The sequence below is a fragment of the Nocardioides agariphilus genome, assembly GCF_015352445.1.
Taxonomy (GTDB): Bacteria; Actinomycetota; Actinomycetes; order Propionibacteriales; family Nocardioidaceae; genus Nocardioides; species Nocardioides agariphilus.
In genome coordinates this window covers 116,814-133,614 of record NZ_JADKPO010000008.1, presented here as the reverse complement: position 1 = coordinate 133,614, position 16,801 = coordinate 116,814, and the positions used below count along the sequence as shown (strand labels likewise).

At 71.7% G+C, this 16,801-nt stretch carries 14 protein-coding genes; 7 read left to right on the top strand and 7 right to left on the bottom strand.

The window, feature by feature from the left end; all coding sequences use genetic code 11:
* Positions 1–36: 36 nt before the first annotated feature.
* From ISU10_RS07970 to ISU10_RS07955, 4 genes are read right to left on the bottom strand one after another with little or no spacing between them, the layout of a single operon-like run.
* A complete protein-coding gene (locus ISU10_RS07970; protein ID WP_194695840.1) occupies positions 37–1,776 on the bottom strand; it encodes a glycosyltransferase family 2 protein in 1,740 nt (579 codons plus the stop codon).
* Entirely contained in the window at positions 1,769–2,707 is a 939-nt protein-coding gene (locus tag ISU10_RS07965) for a dolichol-phosphate mannosyltransferase subunit 1 (RefSeq protein WP_194695839.1), read from the bottom strand. The genes ISU10_RS07970 and ISU10_RS07965 overlap by 8 nt, the downstream gene beginning before the upstream one ends.
* A 2-nt stretch (positions 2,708–2,709) precedes the next feature.
* Complete coding sequence (locus ISU10_RS07960; RefSeq protein ID WP_194695838.1) at positions 2,710–3,798, bottom strand: sulfotransferase family protein; 1,089 nt, start codon at positions 3,796–3,798, stop codon at positions 2,710–2,712.
* Positions 3,795–5,435: a glycosyltransferase family 2 protein gene (locus ISU10_RS07955; RefSeq protein WP_194695837.1), complete on the bottom strand. Its 1,641-nt coding sequence runs from the start codon at positions 5,433–5,435 to the stop codon at positions 3,795–3,797. The genes ISU10_RS07960 and ISU10_RS07955 overlap by 4 nt, the downstream gene beginning before the upstream one ends.
* Positions 5,436–5,547: 112 nt before the next feature.
* On the opposite strand from ISU10_RS07955, the gene ISU10_RS07950 reads away from it, so the two are divergent.
* Positions 5,548–6,276 carry a sulfotransferase gene (locus ISU10_RS07950; protein WP_194695836.1) on the top strand — a complete coding sequence of 243 codons (729 nt, stop codon included), beginning with the start codon at positions 5,548–5,550 and terminating at the stop codon, positions 6,274–6,276.
* Positions 6,277–6,481: 205 nt separating this feature from the next.
* Here the strand turns inward: ISU10_RS07950 and ISU10_RS07945 are convergent, their stop codons facing one another.
* Together ISU10_RS07945 and ISU10_RS07940 are read right to left on the bottom strand one after the other, a co-directional pair.
* Positions 6,482–7,861: a GH1 family beta-glucosidase gene (locus ISU10_RS07945; RefSeq protein ID WP_194695835.1), complete on the bottom strand. Its 1,380-nt coding sequence runs from the start codon at positions 7,859–7,861 to the stop codon at positions 6,482–6,484.
* Between the two features lie 47 nt (positions 7,862–7,908).
* Positions 7,909–9,486, bottom strand: a complete 1,578-nt coding sequence (locus ISU10_RS07940; RefSeq protein WP_228500083.1) for an FAD-binding oxidoreductase — start codon at positions 9,484–9,486, stop codon at positions 7,909–7,911.
* Positions 9,487–9,503: 17 nt separating this feature from the next.
* On the opposite strand from ISU10_RS07940, the gene ISU10_RS07935 reads away from it, so the two are divergent.
* The 6 genes from ISU10_RS07935 to ISU10_RS07910 all read left to right on the top strand — a co-directional run bounded on the left by ISU10_RS07935 (position 9,504) and on the right by ISU10_RS07910 (position 15,778).
* Entirely contained in the window at positions 9,504–10,103 is a 600-nt protein-coding gene (locus ISU10_RS07935) for a TetR/AcrR family transcriptional regulator (RefSeq protein WP_194695834.1), read from the top strand.
* Positions 10,100–11,632 (top strand): glycerol-3-phosphate dehydrogenase/oxidase, encoded by a 1,533-nt coding sequence (locus ISU10_RS07930; RefSeq protein WP_194695833.1) that lies wholly within the window; start codon positions 10,100–10,102, stop codon positions 11,630–11,632. The genes ISU10_RS07935 and ISU10_RS07930 overlap by 4 nt, the downstream gene beginning before the upstream one ends.
* A gap of 172 nt (positions 11,633–11,804) precedes the next feature.
* A complete protein-coding gene (locus ISU10_RS07925) occupies positions 11,805–12,806 on the top strand; it encodes a sigma-70 family RNA polymerase sigma factor (protein ID WP_370864959.1) in 1,002 nt (333 codons plus the stop codon).
* Positions 12,803–13,375, top strand: a complete 573-nt coding sequence (locus ISU10_RS07920; protein ID WP_194695831.1) for a TIGR03086 family metal-binding protein — start codon at positions 12,803–12,805, stop codon at positions 13,373–13,375. Before ISU10_RS07925 ends, ISU10_RS07920 begins: the two co-directional genes overlap by 4 nt.
* Positions 13,376–13,581: 206 nt before the next feature.
* Positions 13,582–14,490 carry a helix-turn-helix transcriptional regulator gene (locus ISU10_RS23790; RefSeq protein WP_194695830.1) on the top strand — a complete coding sequence of 303 codons (909 nt, stop codon included), beginning with the start codon at positions 13,582–13,584 and terminating at the stop codon, positions 14,488–14,490.
* A 28-nt stretch (positions 14,491–14,518) separates the two neighbouring features.
* Complete coding sequence (locus tag ISU10_RS07910; RefSeq protein WP_370864957.1) at positions 14,519–15,778, top strand: low temperature requirement protein A; 1,260 nt, start codon at positions 14,519–14,521, stop codon at positions 15,776–15,778.
* A 24-nt stretch (positions 15,779–15,802) separates the two neighbouring features.
* Here the strand turns inward: ISU10_RS07910 and ISU10_RS07905 are convergent, their stop codons facing one another.
* Positions 15,803–16,792 (bottom strand): DUF2332 domain-containing protein, encoded by a 990-nt coding sequence (locus tag ISU10_RS07905; protein WP_194695887.1) that lies wholly within the window; start codon positions 16,790–16,792, stop codon positions 15,803–15,805.
* Between the last annotated feature and the right edge of the window lie 9 nt (positions 16,793–16,801).

Sequence of the window (16,801 nt, the reverse complement as noted above, 5' to 3'; positions counted from 1 at the left end):
CTCTCCGGGTTTCGAGACAGGCGCTGCGCGCCTTCCTCAACCGGCGGCGTGCGTCGGTAGCTCGGAGGGGTCGTAGGTGAGCAGGCGACTGGGGGCGAAGCCGGGGCGTACGTCGGCGGTGCGGACGGGGTCCAGCAGGTAGTCCATGTCGACCTGCCAGGTGTGGCCGGCCGCATTGCGCCGCAGGAGGTAGCCCAGGCCGTGGGTGCGGTAGATGGCCGCGCCGGTGCGTACGACGGCCCGCAACAGCTGCGCGTCGACGTACTTGCGCACGGACCGGAACGACCCCACCTCGCGCAGCAGGCCGCGCTCGACGAGGATCGTGCCGCCCGCGACGAAGTGGGCGTAGAGCTCGGCCTTGTGCCCGCGCCGCACGGTGGTCTCCTTGGGCACCAGGTAGTGGAACTCGGCAGATGTGCCGACCATCTGGGCGCCGGAGTAGGCACGTGCCATCAGCAGGTCGGTGACGAAGTCGGGGCCGTACCAGTCGTCGTCGTCCATCTTGAGCACCAGGTCGCCGTCGGCAGCGGACGTCGCATCGGCGAGCACGTCTCCGAAGGGCACCGACTCCTCGTGGGGACGGACGACGACCCGGTCCAGGCCCGAGGCGCGGACGACGTCGGGGTCGGCCGAGAACCCGTGCGGCGCCAGCACCAGCTGGAGGTCGACGCCGCGCTGCTTGCGTACCTGCCGAAGCGCGAACGCCAGCATCTCCGGACGCCGGGTGGCCAGCACCACGCTCACCGTCGGCTCGCCGGCCACCCGCACTCCGGCGAGCGCGGCCATCCTGCGCCGCCACGCCGCCGACGAGTGTGCCCGCATCGCAGCCCTGCGCAGCACGATGCTGTGCTCCTCGCGCGCGACCACGTCATCGAGGTCGACGGGAGCGACCAGGGCGGCGAGCAGGTCGGCATCGATGCTGGCCGCCACCGCGGGCGACACCGAGGCGAGCGAGACCGGCACACCACTCATCGCCAGGGACACCACGAACGCGGCGTCCTCGGGTCGCTGCCAGGATCCGCGCACGCCGCGCGCGCCACGCAGCCCGCGGACGACCGCCTCGTCGGGGCGGCGACCGCCGGGCCACGAGCCCACCAGCGACTCCAGCGGCTGGACCGGCCCGTCGACGTCGGCCACGAAGCCGGTCGGGTTGAAGACGCGCTCGTCGAGCGACTCGGTGAGCGCGGGGACGCCGGTGGAGTACGCCGCTCGTCCCGTGACGGGGTGGACGGGGTGGACGGGGTGGACGGGGTCGACCAGGTGGACCGCATCGCCCAGCACGACGTCGGGAGGAACGTCGCGCTCCTCCACGGGACCGCCGGGACCCGAGCCGTCGTCGACGACCAGGCCGCCCGCGGCCTGGGGCGCGGGCCACACGCTGACCCGGGCCAGCTCGCTGACCACGTTGGCCGCGCGTACGGGCTGGGCGAACCTGGCCACCACGAGGTAGCCCTCGCCCACCGGCTGGGTGCGGAACGCCACCAGGGGCGGCCACTCCGGGCGTGGCAGGAGTCCGGGCGAGGATGCGAGAGCGCCGACCCACAGCGCCACGACGGGCGCACGCACCGCCCAGGGCACCACCGCCGCGCGGAGATCGGCACGGTCGGCGACGGCGACGAGCACCCGGGCGTACCTGCCGGCCCGCGCCGGGTCGGGCAGCGGCAGCGCCCCGTCGACGACGGGCGCCTGGGCCGTGGCGAGCACGACGTGCTTGCCGCCCTGGTCGAGGAACTCGCGCACTGCCTTGGGCAGGCCCGGGTCCGTCACCTCACGCATCCACCGGGTCCTCGGTGAAGCGGCGCACGAGCGGGCGCTCGGCCTGCGGGAGATAGGTGTTGGCGACGTAGTCGATGACGTGGACGCCGGGTGGAGCCTGCACGTGCTCGAGCGCGGGCACCTCGTGGGCGCGGCCTTCGACGATGGCCGTGTAGACGTCCCACTCGCGCACCTTGCGGGGCGCGCGGATGCGCAGCTCGGCCCGGTCGAATCCGCCGGTGTTGCTCCAGTGGGCGAACTCGTCGGCGTCGAGCCACTTGACCTCGATGCACAAGCCGACGGGGCCGACGACCCGCTCGGACCCCTCGGGGAACTCGCGGACCTCCCACTCGAAGGCCTTCACGAAGGTGTACTGCGGACCCATCGGGTAGATCCACGGCTCCAGGAAGCGGTAGCCGAGGTCGAGCCAGCCCTCCGAGTCGTTGACCACCGTCAGCGGATGGCGCGGGATGAGGACCACGGCGCCGGTGCGTTCGAGCTGCCACGACAGGTCGGAGAGGTAGACCACGCCCTCGGGGGTCAGCACCATGTCGCCGTCCCACTTCATCGAGTAGGTCGTGCGGACGTGGCTGAAGGACCAGTTGTAGAAGTGGGTCAGCGAGTGCACCGAGTCGGGTGGTGTCGTGAGGTGCTCGGGGCCGGCGCGGCTGACCCGGAAGGGGTAGGACGCGAGCGTGAGACGGTCGGCGGCACCCACCGACTCCGCGACCTGCTGGGCCACCTCGGCGGTGCCGTCCTCGGACTGGTTGTCGACGAGCACGACGTGCTGGACGGCCTCGAACATCGGCGGCAGCACCCAGGGCAGGTTGCGCGCCTCGTTCTTGACCCGGAAGACGCAGGTCAGCCCTGGTTCGAGAGGACGCTCGGTCCAGGGCCAGCGGACGTCGTAGTCGGCGTACCCCTCCAGGCAGGCGATGTCCGGATCGGGCATCGTCAGCGCTCCCGGCCCAGCGCCTTGCGGATGCCACGGCGGGCCGGGGCCGGCACCAGCGCACGAAGCCCGTGAGGGATCCGCTCGGTGCCAACGGCCGCGCGACGGCCGGCGGCCCCGTCGGCGTACCCCTCGCGACGAGCAGCCAGGGCCGACGACGAGGCGATCGCCTCGGCCTCCTCGTAGAAGGAGGCATACGCCGCCCGCATCTCGTCGAGGGTCGCGTGCACGTCGGCGCGGTCCCCGCCCTCGTCGGCGAGCTTGTTGAGGGCCTGCCAGCTCTCCTCGGCGATGTCGCGCAAGCGCGGTGGTACGTCGACGTCGGCCCAGGTGAGCTGGACCCGGCGCAGCCCGGGGTCGATGAAGTCGTGCACCGCGCGGATGTGGTTGGCCGAGGCGTGCTTGATGGCCTGGAGGTCGAAGCGCTGGCCGATGTCGAACAGCGGGATGGTCCAGTCGCGCAGAAGGTCCTCGTAGCGGACGAACGCGCGGGCCGACCCGCGGGTGGCCCGCTCGGTGTGCAGCATCATGTTCACCCAGGCGGCGGTGCGGTCGATCTCGCCGAACCTCGTGGAGTAGTAGCGCTGCTTGCTCCCCACGACCTCGGTCACCGGACGCAGCATCGTGATGTAGGCCGGCGAGGCCTCGCACCGCAGGGCTGCTGAGCGCCACAGACCGAGGAACCACGCCAGCCGCGGGTCCTTGACCACGAGCTCGGGGAACTCACCGGCGGAGGCCTGGACGAACTGCTCCTCGAGCCAGTGGTGCAGGCGCACGCGCAACGGCTCGCTGTTGGCCAGCTTGCCGGCCTCGAACCAGGCCGACGGCCGGGCGTCGGAGACCGCGACGTTGCTGCGCTGGAGCAGCTCGGCATGCAGGTCGACGACCCACTGCGGCTCCCCGAACCCCTTGGGGTTGGTCTGGTCGGCGACCACCTCGGGTTGCGGCACGTGCACGCCCAGGGTCTGCAGGGCTCCGGACATGGTGCTGGTGCCGCTTCGGCCCGAGCCGACCACGAAGACCACCCGACGTCCGGTAGACCTGCCGGCCGCGCTCGTGCTCGGTGTGCGCTGCGCGGAGCCCTCGCTCACCGGCGCCCCAGCAAGGAGGCCACCCGTACCCTCGCCGCGTTCACGATCGACGGGGGACCAGGCGCGACAGGGTGCTCTGCCAGCGCGGGGCCCGTGCCTGGGCCGGTGGGAGCGGCCGGCTGGCTGGGCGCGATCGGCACGTCGTCGTGGTCCCAGGCGGCGACCGGGTCCTCGGCCTTCCCGGCCGTGCCCTGCAGGCGCGAGCGGTGCACCTCGAGGCTGGGCCAGAAGCCGACCTCGGCCGCCTCGAAGGTGTGGGCGCCGAACAGCTCGTCGATCACGTCGTCGAGGAACTCCCCGGACTTCATCACGTGAGCGGCGCGCGAGATCGCGGCCGTGCGCTCGATGCGGGCCGCGCTGCCGTCGGGCATCCGCACGACCACGAGGCCCTGGTGGGTGCGCTCGAGGTAGTGGAGCAGGCGCGCCACCGTCTTGTGCGTGGGCGCCCAGTCGGAGTTCGCGAGTGTCAGCCTGAACATCGCCGGGCAGCGCCCCTCGGGCGCGCTCTCGACGAGCCGCACGCGAGGGTCGCCCGCAAAGGAGGCCCGCACCAGACGGGCCTCGATCCTGGGGTCGTCGAGCGGGTGGATCCGGATGTCGTCGAGCTCGCTCCACGGTCCCACCAAGGTGACGACCAGGTCGGGCAGCGAGCCGCCCAGCAGCGCGTCGACGGTGGCCACGACCGAGGAGTGCGGCTGGCCGGTCGAGTCGAGGACCACCTCGAGATAGGGGACGGCGTACTGGCGGCCGGCCCGTCGCTTGTTGCGCAGCTCGGGCAGCCGGTCGGCCAGGAACGGCTCGTTGTAGTCGTTGACCTCGTCGCGGCGCCTGAGCACGTGACTGCGGCCGAGGTGCCACGACCGGGCCTCACGGTCGGCGATGAAGACCGCGCCCGCCTCGCCGAGCCGGTAGCCCAGGGCGATGTCCTCGCCGAGCTTGAGCGAGGTGTCCATGCCGCCGGAGTCGAAGTAGAGGTCGCGCCGCAGGGAGGCGGTGGCGCCGATGTTGAGACGGCACGCGCGAGGGCCGATGGTGCGCAGGTCGTCGTACTGCGCGTAGTAGCGCTCGACCCACTCGTGGGGCTCGAGGACCTCGGCGGGGAAGTACCGGTCGAGACGGTCGGCGGCCACCGCGTCGCGTACGTCGGCAGGGTCGACGCCCTCGAGCGGCGCCGGGTCGACGAACCACTTGTGGCCCAGCGCGACGGCGTAGTCGATCTCGTGGTGCCAGCGCAGCTGCGCCTCGACGTGCTCGCGTCCCGGCACCATGTCGGCATCGAGCCAGTGGATCACCTCGCCCTCGGCGAGGGTGGCCCCGATGTGGCAGGCGTTGGCGCGGCCCCAGCCCTGCTCGACCTGCACGATGCGGGCGTTGTCGGGGCGGATCTCGGGAAGCTGCAGCGGCTCTTGCCCCGAGTGGGCACCGTCGTCGACCACGATCAGCTCGACGAGGTGGCTGGGGTAGGTCTGCGCGGCGAGGCCGGCCAGCACGTAGGGCAGCGTGAGGTGCGCACCATAGGCCGGCATCACGATGCTGACGTTGAGGTGCGGGCTCCAGGTCCCGTCCTGGCAGCCCAGTGGCGGCACGAGCAGGGAGCCCCACTCGTTGCGGCGTACCCGCGGCTGCGAGCTCGTCATTCCTCCACCGTCCTCGTGGCCACACCTGTGGGCAGCGTCTTTGCCTCAGACGAGGCTACGGCACCAGCGCGAGAGAGCCGATTTCGTGCGCCTGCTGCCTAGACTTCGAGCCATGTCCGACGCCGAGCAGCTCCGGGCCGAGGTGCGGCGGCTGCGGGCCAAGGTCCGGACCTTGCGGGGCGGGCGGGACGACCTGTCCTACGTCTTCGTGATGACCTACGGCCGCTCCGGCTCCACCTTGCTGATGGGGCTGCTCAACACCATCCCCGGCTACCTGGTGCGCGGCGAGAACGACGACGCCATGCACTTCCTCTACGACTTCCACCGCACGTGTGTGGAGCGCAGCACCTTCTGGCCGATCGAGCGGATGCGCACCAAGAGCAACCCGTTCTTCGGGATGGGCGACTTCCCGGCCGGCTCCTCGATCGCGGGGGCGCGACGGCTCGCCCTCGACACCCTGCTGCGCCCCAAGCCCGACACCCGCGTCACCGGCTACAAGGAGATCCGCTGGTGGCGCCACGAGGACCTCGACGCGTACGTCGCGTGGCTGCGCGAGGTCTTCCCCGGCGCCCGCTTCCTGGTCAACACCCGCGAGCACGCCGACGTACTGAGGTCGAAGTGGTGGGCCAAGGGCGATCCCGAGACCACGGCCGTGCACCTGGCCGACATCGAGCGACGGATGCTCGAGACCGCCGGCCGCCTGGGCGAGGCGGCCTACCACGTCCACTTCGACGACTACGTGCGCGACCCCGCCGTCCTCGCCCCCATGTTCGCCTGGCTCGGCGAGGAGTACGACGAGGCCGCCGTGCGCGCCACCATGGAGAAGAAGCACTCTGTGTGAGCACCGGCCACACCGCACCCCACACCGCCGGTTGAGGAGGTTGCGCTACCGTCTCGAAACCATGGGGGTGAAATCGGCGTGGTCTGGTTTCGAGACAGGCGCCAGCGCGCCTTCCTCAACCAGCGCAGCGTGTCACCAGCGCGCCTTCCTCAACCAGCGCAGCGTGTCACCAGCGCGCCTTCCTCAACCAGCGATGAAGCGACCGTCAGCCGGTGGCCTCGGTGGCGGCGTGGCCCTGGGCGCGGATCATCTCGGCGAACCACTGGAACGACTTCTTGGGGGTGCGCTCGAGGGTGTCGTAGTCGACGTACACGAGCCCGAAGCGCTGGGTGAAGCCCTCGGCCCACTCGAAGTTGTCCATCAGCGACCACGTGTAGTAGCCGCGTACGTCGACGCCCTGGCCGATGGCGGTCGCGACGGCGCGCAGGTGGGCGTCGAGGTAGTCGATCCGGGGTTGGTCGTCGACCACTCCAGAGGCGTCCGGACCCATGCCGTAGGAGCAGCCCGACTCGGTGATCATGATCGGCGGCAGGGCCGCGCGGTAGCGGGCGCGCAGGATGATCAGCCACTCCCGCAGCGCGTCGGGGACCACGGGCCAGTCGAAGTCGGTGCGGTCGTAGCCGACCAGCTCGAGGAACTCGAAGGGGTTGTCGTCGTCGGGGTCGGTGTTGGCGGCGACTCGCAGCGGGTTGTAGTAGTTCACCCCGTAGAAGTCGACGGGCTGGCGGATCGTCACCATGTCGCCGTCGCGGATGGAGTCCTCGAGCAGGGGGAAGATGTCGACGGGATAGCGCCCCAGCAGCATGGCCTCGGCGAACAGGCCGTTCCAGATCGCGTCGAACAGCTTGGTGATGCCGACGTCGGCGGGGTCGTCGGAGGCCGGCCACATGGGCGAGTGGTTGTTGGCGCAGCCGACGCTCTGGGCGCCCGCACGACGCAGCTCGATGGCCGCCCGGCCGTGCCCGAGCAGCAGGTGGTGGGCCACGGGGAAGGCGTCGAACATCATCGTGCGACCGGGCGCGTGCTGCCCCAGGGCGTAGCCGTTGAAGGTGACCACGTTGGGCTCGTTGACGGGGACCCAGTGCTCGACGCGGTCGGCGTACCTCGCGCCGACCAGGGCGGCGTACTCGGCGAAGCGCTCGACGGTGTCGCGGTTGAGCCACCCGCCGTCGTCCTCGAGCGCCTGCGGCAGGTCCCAGTGGTAGAGCGTCACCATCGGCGCGACGTCGTGCTCGAGCAGCTCGTCGATGAGCCGGTCGTAGAACTGCAGGCCCTTGGCGTTGGGCTTGCCGCGACCGTCGGGCAGCACGCGCGACCACGAGATCGAGAAGCGGTAGTCGCCCACGCCCAGCTCGCGCATCAAGCCGACGTCCTCGGCGTACCGGTGGTAGTGGTCGCACGCCACGTCGCCGGTTGAGCCGTCCTTGATCCGGCCCGGCTCGTGACTGAAGGTGTCCCAGATGCTCGGGCCGCGCCCGTCCTCGCCTGCGGCTCCCTCGATCTGGTAGGCCGCCGTGCTCGTGCCGAACCGGAACCCAGGCGGCAGCTGGGGGTACCCAGAACTGATCGGGGTGGTGGGGCTCATGGTGGGGTCATTCTTGCGGATGCCCCGTGACCCCCGTCAGTGAATGGTCAGGGAACCAGTACTCCGGGGTTCAGCACGCCTGCCGGGTCGAGCTCGGCCTTGACGGCGCGGAGGATGCGGACGCCGACCGTTCCGATCTCGGCCTCGAGCCAGGGCCGGTGGTCGGTGCCCACGGCGTGGTGGTGGCTGATCGTGGCGCCTTGCGCCGCGATCGCGTCCATCGCCGCACGCTTGGCCCGCCACCACTGCTCGACGGGGTCGGCGCTCTGCTTGGCAGCGACGGTGAAGTACAGCGAGCAGCCCGTCTCGTAGACGTGCGAGACGTGGCACAGGACGAGGGCCGGTTGATCCAGGTGGGTCTCGAGCGCGCCCTTCACCGCGGCGTACAGGTTCTCGACCCCCGACCAGAACGTCGCGGTCTCGAGCGTCTCGACGAGCACGCCGAGGTCGAGCAGGGAGTCGCGCAGGTACGGCGCGCGAAACCGCCCGTGCTCCCACGCGCGGCCGGGGTCCTCCCCGACTGCCTCGCCACCGAGGTCGGTGAGCAGTCGGGTGACCGCTGCGCGACGCTCGGCCACGAGGTCGCTGTCACCTTCGAACCCCACGACCATCAGGCAGCCGTCAGTGCTGCTCCCGCCCGACCCGTTGATCGCATCAGGGTCGGCGAGGTTCACCGCCGACTCCGTCTCGTCGGACAGTCGCAGCACCGTGGTCTGCAGCCCGGACTGGGCGACGGCGCGCACGGCGGCTGTGCCCTCGGCGAAGGACGGCCAGCGCCAGCCCTCGTAGACCTTGACCTCTGGCACCTTGCGGACGCGGACGGTCACCGACGTGATCACTCCGAACGCGCCCTCGGAGCCGAGCACCAGCTGGCGCAGGTCGGGACCTGCGGCGTTGGCGGGCGACGTACCGAGCTGGAGCGTGCCGGTGGGGGTGGCCACGGTCACGGCGACCACCATCGCGTCGAAGCGGCCGTAGCCTGCCGATGCCTGGCCGCTCGAACGGGTCGCGGCGAACCCGCCGATCGAGGCGTACTCGAAGGACTGCGGGAAGTGGCCGATCGTCAGGCCGTGCCCGGCCAGCAACTCCTCGGCCTCCGGCGCGCGCAGCCCGGGCTCGAGCGTCGCGGTCATCGAGACCGGGTCGACCTCGACGAGACGGTCCAGGCGCGCGAGGTCGAGGCTGACGAGCCCGGAGTAGCCGTCTCGGCGCGCGGCCAGCCCGCCGGTGACGCAGGTGCCCCCGCCGAACGGCACCACGGCCACGTGGTGCTCGACCGCTGCCTCCAGCACGGCCACGACCTCGTCGTGGGTGCCCGGCCGGACGACGGCGTCGGGAGCGTCGGCGAGGTCGCCGGCCCGGGCGCGGAGCAGGTCCGGCGTCGACTTGCCGCGGGTGCGCAGGCGGCGGGTGTCGTCGTCGAGGAGCACGTGGTCGTGGCCGACGGCTGCGTGGGCCGCCTGCACGAACTCGTCCGGGACGCTCGGAGCCGCCAGCGCGCTGGGACGCTCGGCGTGGGGCTCGGCCGGCCCGAAGACCGCTTCGACGAGAGCACGGGCTCCCTCGGGCAGCGGGCTGGCGGCGGCCGGGTCTCCCCAGCGCAGAGGGTGCATCTCACGCGTCATGCGTTACAGTGTGACATATGACGTCACTTCGTAACACCCTCGAGTCTCCCGGGTCGGGCCGTGACGCCTACCTCGACGCCGCCCGCGACTGCATCCTCGACGTCGGCTGGCGGCGTACGACGCTCACCGAGGTCGCCCGCCGCGCCGGGGTCTCGCGGATGACGATCTACCGCGCCTGGTCGGATATGCCACAGCTGCTGGGCGACCTGATGACGCGCGAGTGGACGACGCTGGTGGCATCGGCGGCGCTCGCCGACGCGGGCGCCGGGTCGGTCGAGCGGATCGTCGGATCGGCGCTGCGGATCGTGCGGCTGCTGCGCGAGAACGAGTTGTTCGTGCGGATCGTCGAGCTCGATCCCGAGCTGTTGTTGCCCTATCTCCTCTCGCGACGCGGCCGCTCGCAACAGGCGATCCTCGACCTGCTGGTGGCCCGGCTGCGCGAGGGCCAGGCCTCGGGCGACGTACGGTCCGGAGACCCGGAGGTGATGGCGCGCGCATTGCTGCTGGCCACCCACGGCTTCGTGTTCTCCGCGCACACCATGGTCGACGACGACGCCTCCCTCGACGAGATCGAGGGCGAGCTACGGGTGGTCCTGGAGCGGGCGGTGCGGGCGTGACCGCGCACCTCGCACGCATCACACCAGGGCTCGCCGACATCCCCGACACCGTCGATCTCGTCGTGGTCGGTCTCGGCATCACGGGGGCCGGCGTCGCGCTGGACGCCGTCACGCGCGGCCTCTCGGTGCTGGCCGTCGACGCGCACGACCTCGCGTTCGGCACGTCGAGATGGTCCTCCAAGCTCGTGCACGGCGGACTGCGCTACCTCGCCCACGGACAGGTCGGCGTGGCTCACGAGAGCGCCGTCGAGCGGCGCATCCTGATGGAGTCGACCGCCCCGCACCTGACCCACGCGCTGCCGATGCTGGTCCCGCTGCAGCGGTCCGTCTCCCGCGGACAGGCCGCCCTCACGGCGGCCGGCTTCGCCGCCGGTGACCTGCTGCGGATCGCCGCTCGCACCTCCCACGAGACGCTTCCCCACCCTCGCAAGGTGTCGGCGACCGAGGCGCTCTCCCTCGCCCCGTCGCTGCGGGTCGAGGGCCTGCGCGGCGGCTTGCTGGTCTGGGACGGCCAGCTCGAGGACGACGCCCGGCTGGTCGTGAACATGGCACGTACGGCGGCGGCGTACGGCGCCCACGTACGCACCCACGCCCGTGTCCTGGCAACCGACGGCACCCGAGTGAGCCTGCGCGACGAGCTCACCGGCGCCGAGCACTCCGTCTCTTCGCGGATGGTCGTCAATGCCACCGGTGTCTGGGCCAGCGACCTCGCCGACATCGCGCTGAGGCCGAGCAGGGGCACGCACCTGGTGCTCCGTGCCGCATCGGTGCCGGGCCTGCGCGCGTGCATCACGGCACCGGTGCCGGGCAGCACCAGCAGGTTCGTGATGGCGCTGCCCCAGCCGGACGCAACGGTGTACGTCGGGCTGACCGACGAGCCGGTCGAGGGACCGGTGCCCGACGTACCGACGCCATCGGAGTCCGAGGTCGACTTCCTGCTCGACACCGTCTCGGCCGTCCTGGCGCACCCGCTGACCCGCGACGACGTGGTCGGCGCCTTCGCCGGGCTGCGGCCGCTGCTCGACACCGGCTCAGGCGCCACTGCCGACATCTCGCGTCGCCACGCCGTGCTCACCTCGCCCGACGGCCTGGTGACGGTCGTCGGCGGCAAGCTCACGACGTACCGCCGGATGGCCCAGGACGCGCTCGACGCCGCCTTGACCCGGTCGGGCGCGGAGGCAGGGCCGTGCCGCACCCGTCGGCTGCCGCTGCTGGGAGCCGCGCCCCGCTCGGAGCTTGCGGCGCTGGATGCCGACCCGCGGCTCGTACGCCGGTTCGGCACCGATGCCGCGCTGGTGCTGCAGACCGCGCGCGATGCCACGGGCCTCTCCGACGAGGAGCTCCTGGCCCCCGCCGCCCCGGACGTACCGGTCAACCTCGCCGAGCTCGTCTTCGGCGTCACCCACGAAGGCGCGGCCGACGCCGACGACCTCCTCGACCGCCGTACCCGGGTCGGCCTGATCCCCGCCGACCGCCCCCTGGTCGAACCTCTCGCGGAGCGCGCCTTGTCCACAGCCCCGGCGCGGTAGTCCCGTGCAGTTGACGGGCGACACGCCGATGATCAGACGTCAACCGCACGGGAGTACCCCGCCACTACCCCCGCCCGGCGATGAGTTTCCACAGGTTGGCGAGTCGGCAGGAGGGAGGCAGACTTCCAGGAGGCAGCCCGTGACCGTGACCTCACCTCACCCAAGGACGCTCGTGACCGACGTACCGGACGTACCCGCCAACGAGCTCGACGACTTCCCGGCACTGACGGAGCGCTACCAACGCGAGCTGCTGGCGCACTGCTACCGGATGAGCGGGTCGGTGCACGAGGCCGAGGACCTCGTCCAGGAGACGCTGATCCGGGCGTGGAAGTCGGCCGACAAGTTCGAGGGGCGCTCCTCGGTGCGCACCTGGCTCTACCGGATCGCCACCAACGTGTGCTTGACCAACCTCGAAGGGCGGCCGCGCCGTCCGCTGCCGGCCGGCCTCGGTACCTCCGACCAGCTGGCCGGCGACGCGCTCGAGTCCGACCACGAGATCCCGTGGCTCGAGCCGGTGCCCGACGCGGCCGTCGTTATCGCCGAGAAGGACACCATCCGGCTCGCGTTCATCGCGGCGTTGCAGCACCTGCCCGCGCGCCAGCGTGCGGTGCTCATCCTGCGCGACGTACTCCGCTGGTCGGCCGCCGAGACGGCCGAGGCGCTCGACACGACGACCGCCGCGGTCAACTCGGCCCTGCAGCGGGCGCACGCCGTGATGGCCGACAAGCAGCCCCACCCCGACACCGTCAGCGACGAGCTGACAGCGGCGCAGCGCGCGCTCCTCGACCGGTACGTCGATGCGTTCTGGCGCAAGGACATCGCCACGATCGTCGGGCTGCTGCAGCACGACGCGACGTGGGACATGCCGCCGTACCTGAACTGGTACCGCGGGGCCGCCAACATCGGCGAGCTCGTCGGGACCCACTGCCCCGGTGGCGTCAACGAGATGATGCTGGTGCCGACGACCGCCAACGCCCAGCCGGCCTTCGCGCTGTACATGAAGGGCTGGCAGGGCGACCAGAGCGGCGACTTCGTACCGTTCCACATCCAGGTGCTCGACCTCGAGGGCGACCGCGTCCGCCACGTGTCGGCATTCTTCGAGCCCAGCCTGTTCGCAACCTTCGGGCTGCCTGCCCGGCTGCCTGCCGACTCGGTTCCCGCCGGGGCGGCGTGACGCCCGGGATCGGCTCAGCGGTCGGCCGAGACACCCACCACGCGCTGGAGCTGCTCGAGCGGGCCCTGGGCTACACCCGCTCCGCGCTGAGCACGGTCGGAGCCGACCGCTCCGGTCCCTCTCCGTGCGCCGGCTGGACCCTCGCCGACCTGCTCACCCACATGGACGACGGACTCGACGCGTTCCTCGAGGCAGCCGGTGGCGCCGTACTGCTGGAGGTACCGCGGGCGGCCGGAGCCGAGCCGAACGTACTTCGCGCCAAGGCGTGCCGCCTCTACGGCCGGTGGAGCGCCCACATCGCGCCCCGAGTCGTGGTCGGCGACCGCGAGCTGCCCGCGGGACTGCTGGTCTGCGCTGCGGCCCTGGAGATCACGGTGCACGGCTGGGACGTCGCTCAGGCGACGGGCGCGGGCGGCCGGATCCCGGAGAACCTGGCCGAGGCGTTGATGCCCGTCGCCCACGCCGTCGTGACCCCGGGGGACCGGCCGGAGCGCTTCGCCGTGCCGTTGCGGACGGGGCCGGAGGCCAGCTCGGCCGAGGTGCTGCTGGGCTTCCTCGGCCGCCGCTGAGACCGACCTGACCAGACCACTCGCTGTGGAGAACGCGCCGCGTTCGCCCACAGGGTGGACAAGTTTTGGCCGAACCACTCCCCCTAGGGGCCCGTGGTCCCTATCTTGAGCGCATGCACGCACCAGATTTTCTGGTCGCGGGCTTGCCGGGGGGCACCGAATTCAATCTCCTGACGTTGGGGCGTACGCATGCGCGTGCAGGTCAGGTGACGTCCGCGTTGGACACATTGGCACCCCTGGCGCGCTCGCTGGCCGAATTGGGAGACACCGCCCCGCTGGTCATCGCGACCCTGGTGGAGTGCCGGCTCGCGCGCGGTGAGGTCACCCAGGCGCGTGCCCTGACCGACGACATCGTGCCCTGGCAGCACCGCTCGGGTCGGCTGGGAGGCATCGCCAACCAGACCCTCGGCGACGTGCTGGTCGCCCTGGGCGACGCCGACATCGCGATCCCTCGCTACGAGGCCGCCGGCGTCGCGATGGGCGACAAGGACGACCCCGAGGACGTGCCCTGGCGCGGCGCGCTGGCGCTCGCTCTGGTCCGCACCGGCGAGATCGCCCAGGCGCGCACCATGGCGGTCCACCAGGTCGCGGTCGCTCGCGCCGCCGGCTCGCCCTACGGCGAGGCCCTGGCGCTGCGCGGCCTGGCGGTGGTCGCCGACTCGACCGAGCGCATCGCCGTACTCCGCTCGGCCAAGGCCCTGCTCGACGGCCAGCCGGCCGCACGGCTGCGGGCCCAGATCGACACCGACCTGGCGGGCCTGCTCGTCCTCTCCGGGGCCGACGACCCCGATCGCGAGGAGCGCATCGAGGAGGCGACCAAGTTGCTCGTCGCCGTCGAGTCGCTGTCGTTCCGCGAGCAGCTGTGGCCGCTGTGGGGCCGCGCGGCCCGCCTGCTCGAACGCCTCGGCCACAAACCTGGCGAGGCCGAGGCCGCCGACACCCTGACGCAGACGCAGCGCCGCGTCGCCGTACTCGCGCGCGACGGCATGCGCAACCGCGAGATCGCCGACCTGCTCGGTGTCTCGGTCAAGGCCGTCGAGTGGCATCTCTCCCACGTCTACCGCAAGCTGGGCATCCGCTCGCGTGGCGAGCTGGCCGAGGCGCTCGGGGCCTGACCACCCTGACGGCCCTAGCATCCGTGGCGTGAGCGACGTGCCCCCGGAATCGCTGCGCCACACCCGCGTCACGATGTCGGGACGCGACCCGCACCAGGGCCACCGTGCCGCCACTCCCCTGGAGCTGCTGTTCGACCTGACGTTCGTGGTCGCCTTCGGTACGGCGGCCGACGAGCTGGCTCACCTGGTCACCAGCGACCACGTGAGCGAGGGGATCCTCGGGTTCTGCTTCGCCACGTTCGCGGTGTCGTGGGCCTGGATCAACTTCTCGTGGTTCGCCTCGGCCTACGACACCGACGACTGGGTCTACCGCGTCACCACGATGGTGCAGATGGTCGGCGTCCTCGTGCTGGCCCTCGGCCTGAAGGACATGTTCGAGTCACTGGTCGAGGGCGACCACCTCGACAACAGCGTCATGGTGCTGGGGTACGTCGTGATGCGCGTGCCGATGATCGGGCAGTGGATCCGGGCGTCCAGGCAGGACCCCGGGCGCCGCGAGGTCTGCAAGGTCTTCATCGTCACGCTGGTGGTCTCCCAGGTCGGCTGGGTGGCGATGGTGTTCCTCGACCTGGGCATCGGTGCCAGCTTCGCGCTGATGGTGCCGCTGGTCCTCATCGAGCTGGTCGGCCCCTACGTCGCCGAGCGACTCCACGACGGCACGCCGTGGCACCCGCACCACATCGCCGAGCGCTACGGCCTGATGGTGATCATCGCGCTCGGCGAGGGCCTGCTCGGTACGACGGCGGCCCTCGGCGCGCTGATCGGCGTCACCGGCTGGACCGTGGACGCCGCTCTGCTCGGACTCGCGGGCGTCGCCTTGCCGTTCGGACTGTGGTGGATCTACTTCGTGATCCCGAGCGGCGACCTGCTCCGCGCCTACCGCTCGCGGGTCTTCGGCTGGGGCTACGGACACATCCCGCTGTTCGGTGCGGTCGTGGCCGTGGGCGCCGGCCTGCACGCCGCGGCGTACTTCCTCGAGCACCACTCCGAGCTCTCCGAGACGGCCACGCTGATGACCGTGGCCGTGCCGCTGGCCGTCGTCTACGCCTGCGTCTTCGCGTTCTACAGCGCGCTGACCCGCTCCCTCGACCCGCTGCACCTGTGGCTGATCGGCGTCACCGGGCTGGTCATGGGCGCAGCCATCATGTTGTCGGCAGCCGGCGCTTCGCTGCCCGTCAGCCTGCTCGTGCTCGCCGCGTCCCCGTGGGTGACCGTGGTCGGTTACGAGATCGCCGGTCACCGCCACAACGCCGAGGTGCTCGCCTGGCTGCCCCACGACGCCGGGTGAGGAGGTTGCGCTGGCGAACCCTCCTCAACCGGCTGCCGAGAGCCAGTCGAGCTCGGCTCCGTGTCCGTGGGTGAGGGCGACAGGGCGGCCGTCGACGGCCAGCACGAAGCGTCCGAACGGCACCTCGACGTCAGCGGGCACGAGCTGCGGCAGGACCCGCGGGCTCTCGTTGCTCACCCAGTGACAGCGACCGGCCGCGACGAGCTCGGCCATCATCGCGGCGAACCGCTCACGGTCGGCAGGCTCGAGGTAGGCGATGACAGCCGAGTGGAACACGATGACGGGCGTGTCCGGCGGGGCCTGGTCGAGCAGAGCGGGCAGCCGCTCCAGCAGGTCGCCCCGCACCAGGTACGGCGGGTCGCGGCGCGCGATCTCCACGGCCGACCTCAGGCGCTCGAGGCGTTCGTCCTGCTCGGGCCACACCAGCGTCTCGAGCCAGCGCATGTCGTCGACGACGGTGACGTCGAGCGGGTTGAGGTCGATGCCGGCGCGCCAGCTGACCGGGGCCATCAGCCCTGACGGCATCTCGCCGGTGACTCGACACCCGAGCAGCGGGCGCCGTCGCTCGGGCGCGACAAGGGATCGGTCAGGAAACGACCAACGGTAGGCGTAGCGGTCGGGGTAGAGGCACAGCCCGGCACTGGCGCCGGCCTCCACGAGCGCGACCGAGTTGCCTGCCTTGTCGTGCACCAGCGATGCGAACGCGGGGTAGAGCGTCGCCAGCCGGCCGACCTCGTTGGTCTGGGTCGACCGCTCGAGGATCGTGGCCCGGATGGCGCCGTCATCGCCGAGCAGCGCCTCGCGCAGGCCGGCGTACGGTCCGGGCGCGGGCACGCCCTGCCACCGGGCGGCCGCGAACACCAGGTTGGCCTGGCGCTTCCTCTCCGGCAGCGACTGCAGCCACGCGAGCACCTCGGGGTCCTCGGCGACCCCGTTGGCCCACTCCGAGAAGCACGGCGACCCGTCGGCCTCCCGCGCGAAGTCGCGGTAGACGGTGGCCGTGTTGCCAAAGATCTCCAGAGT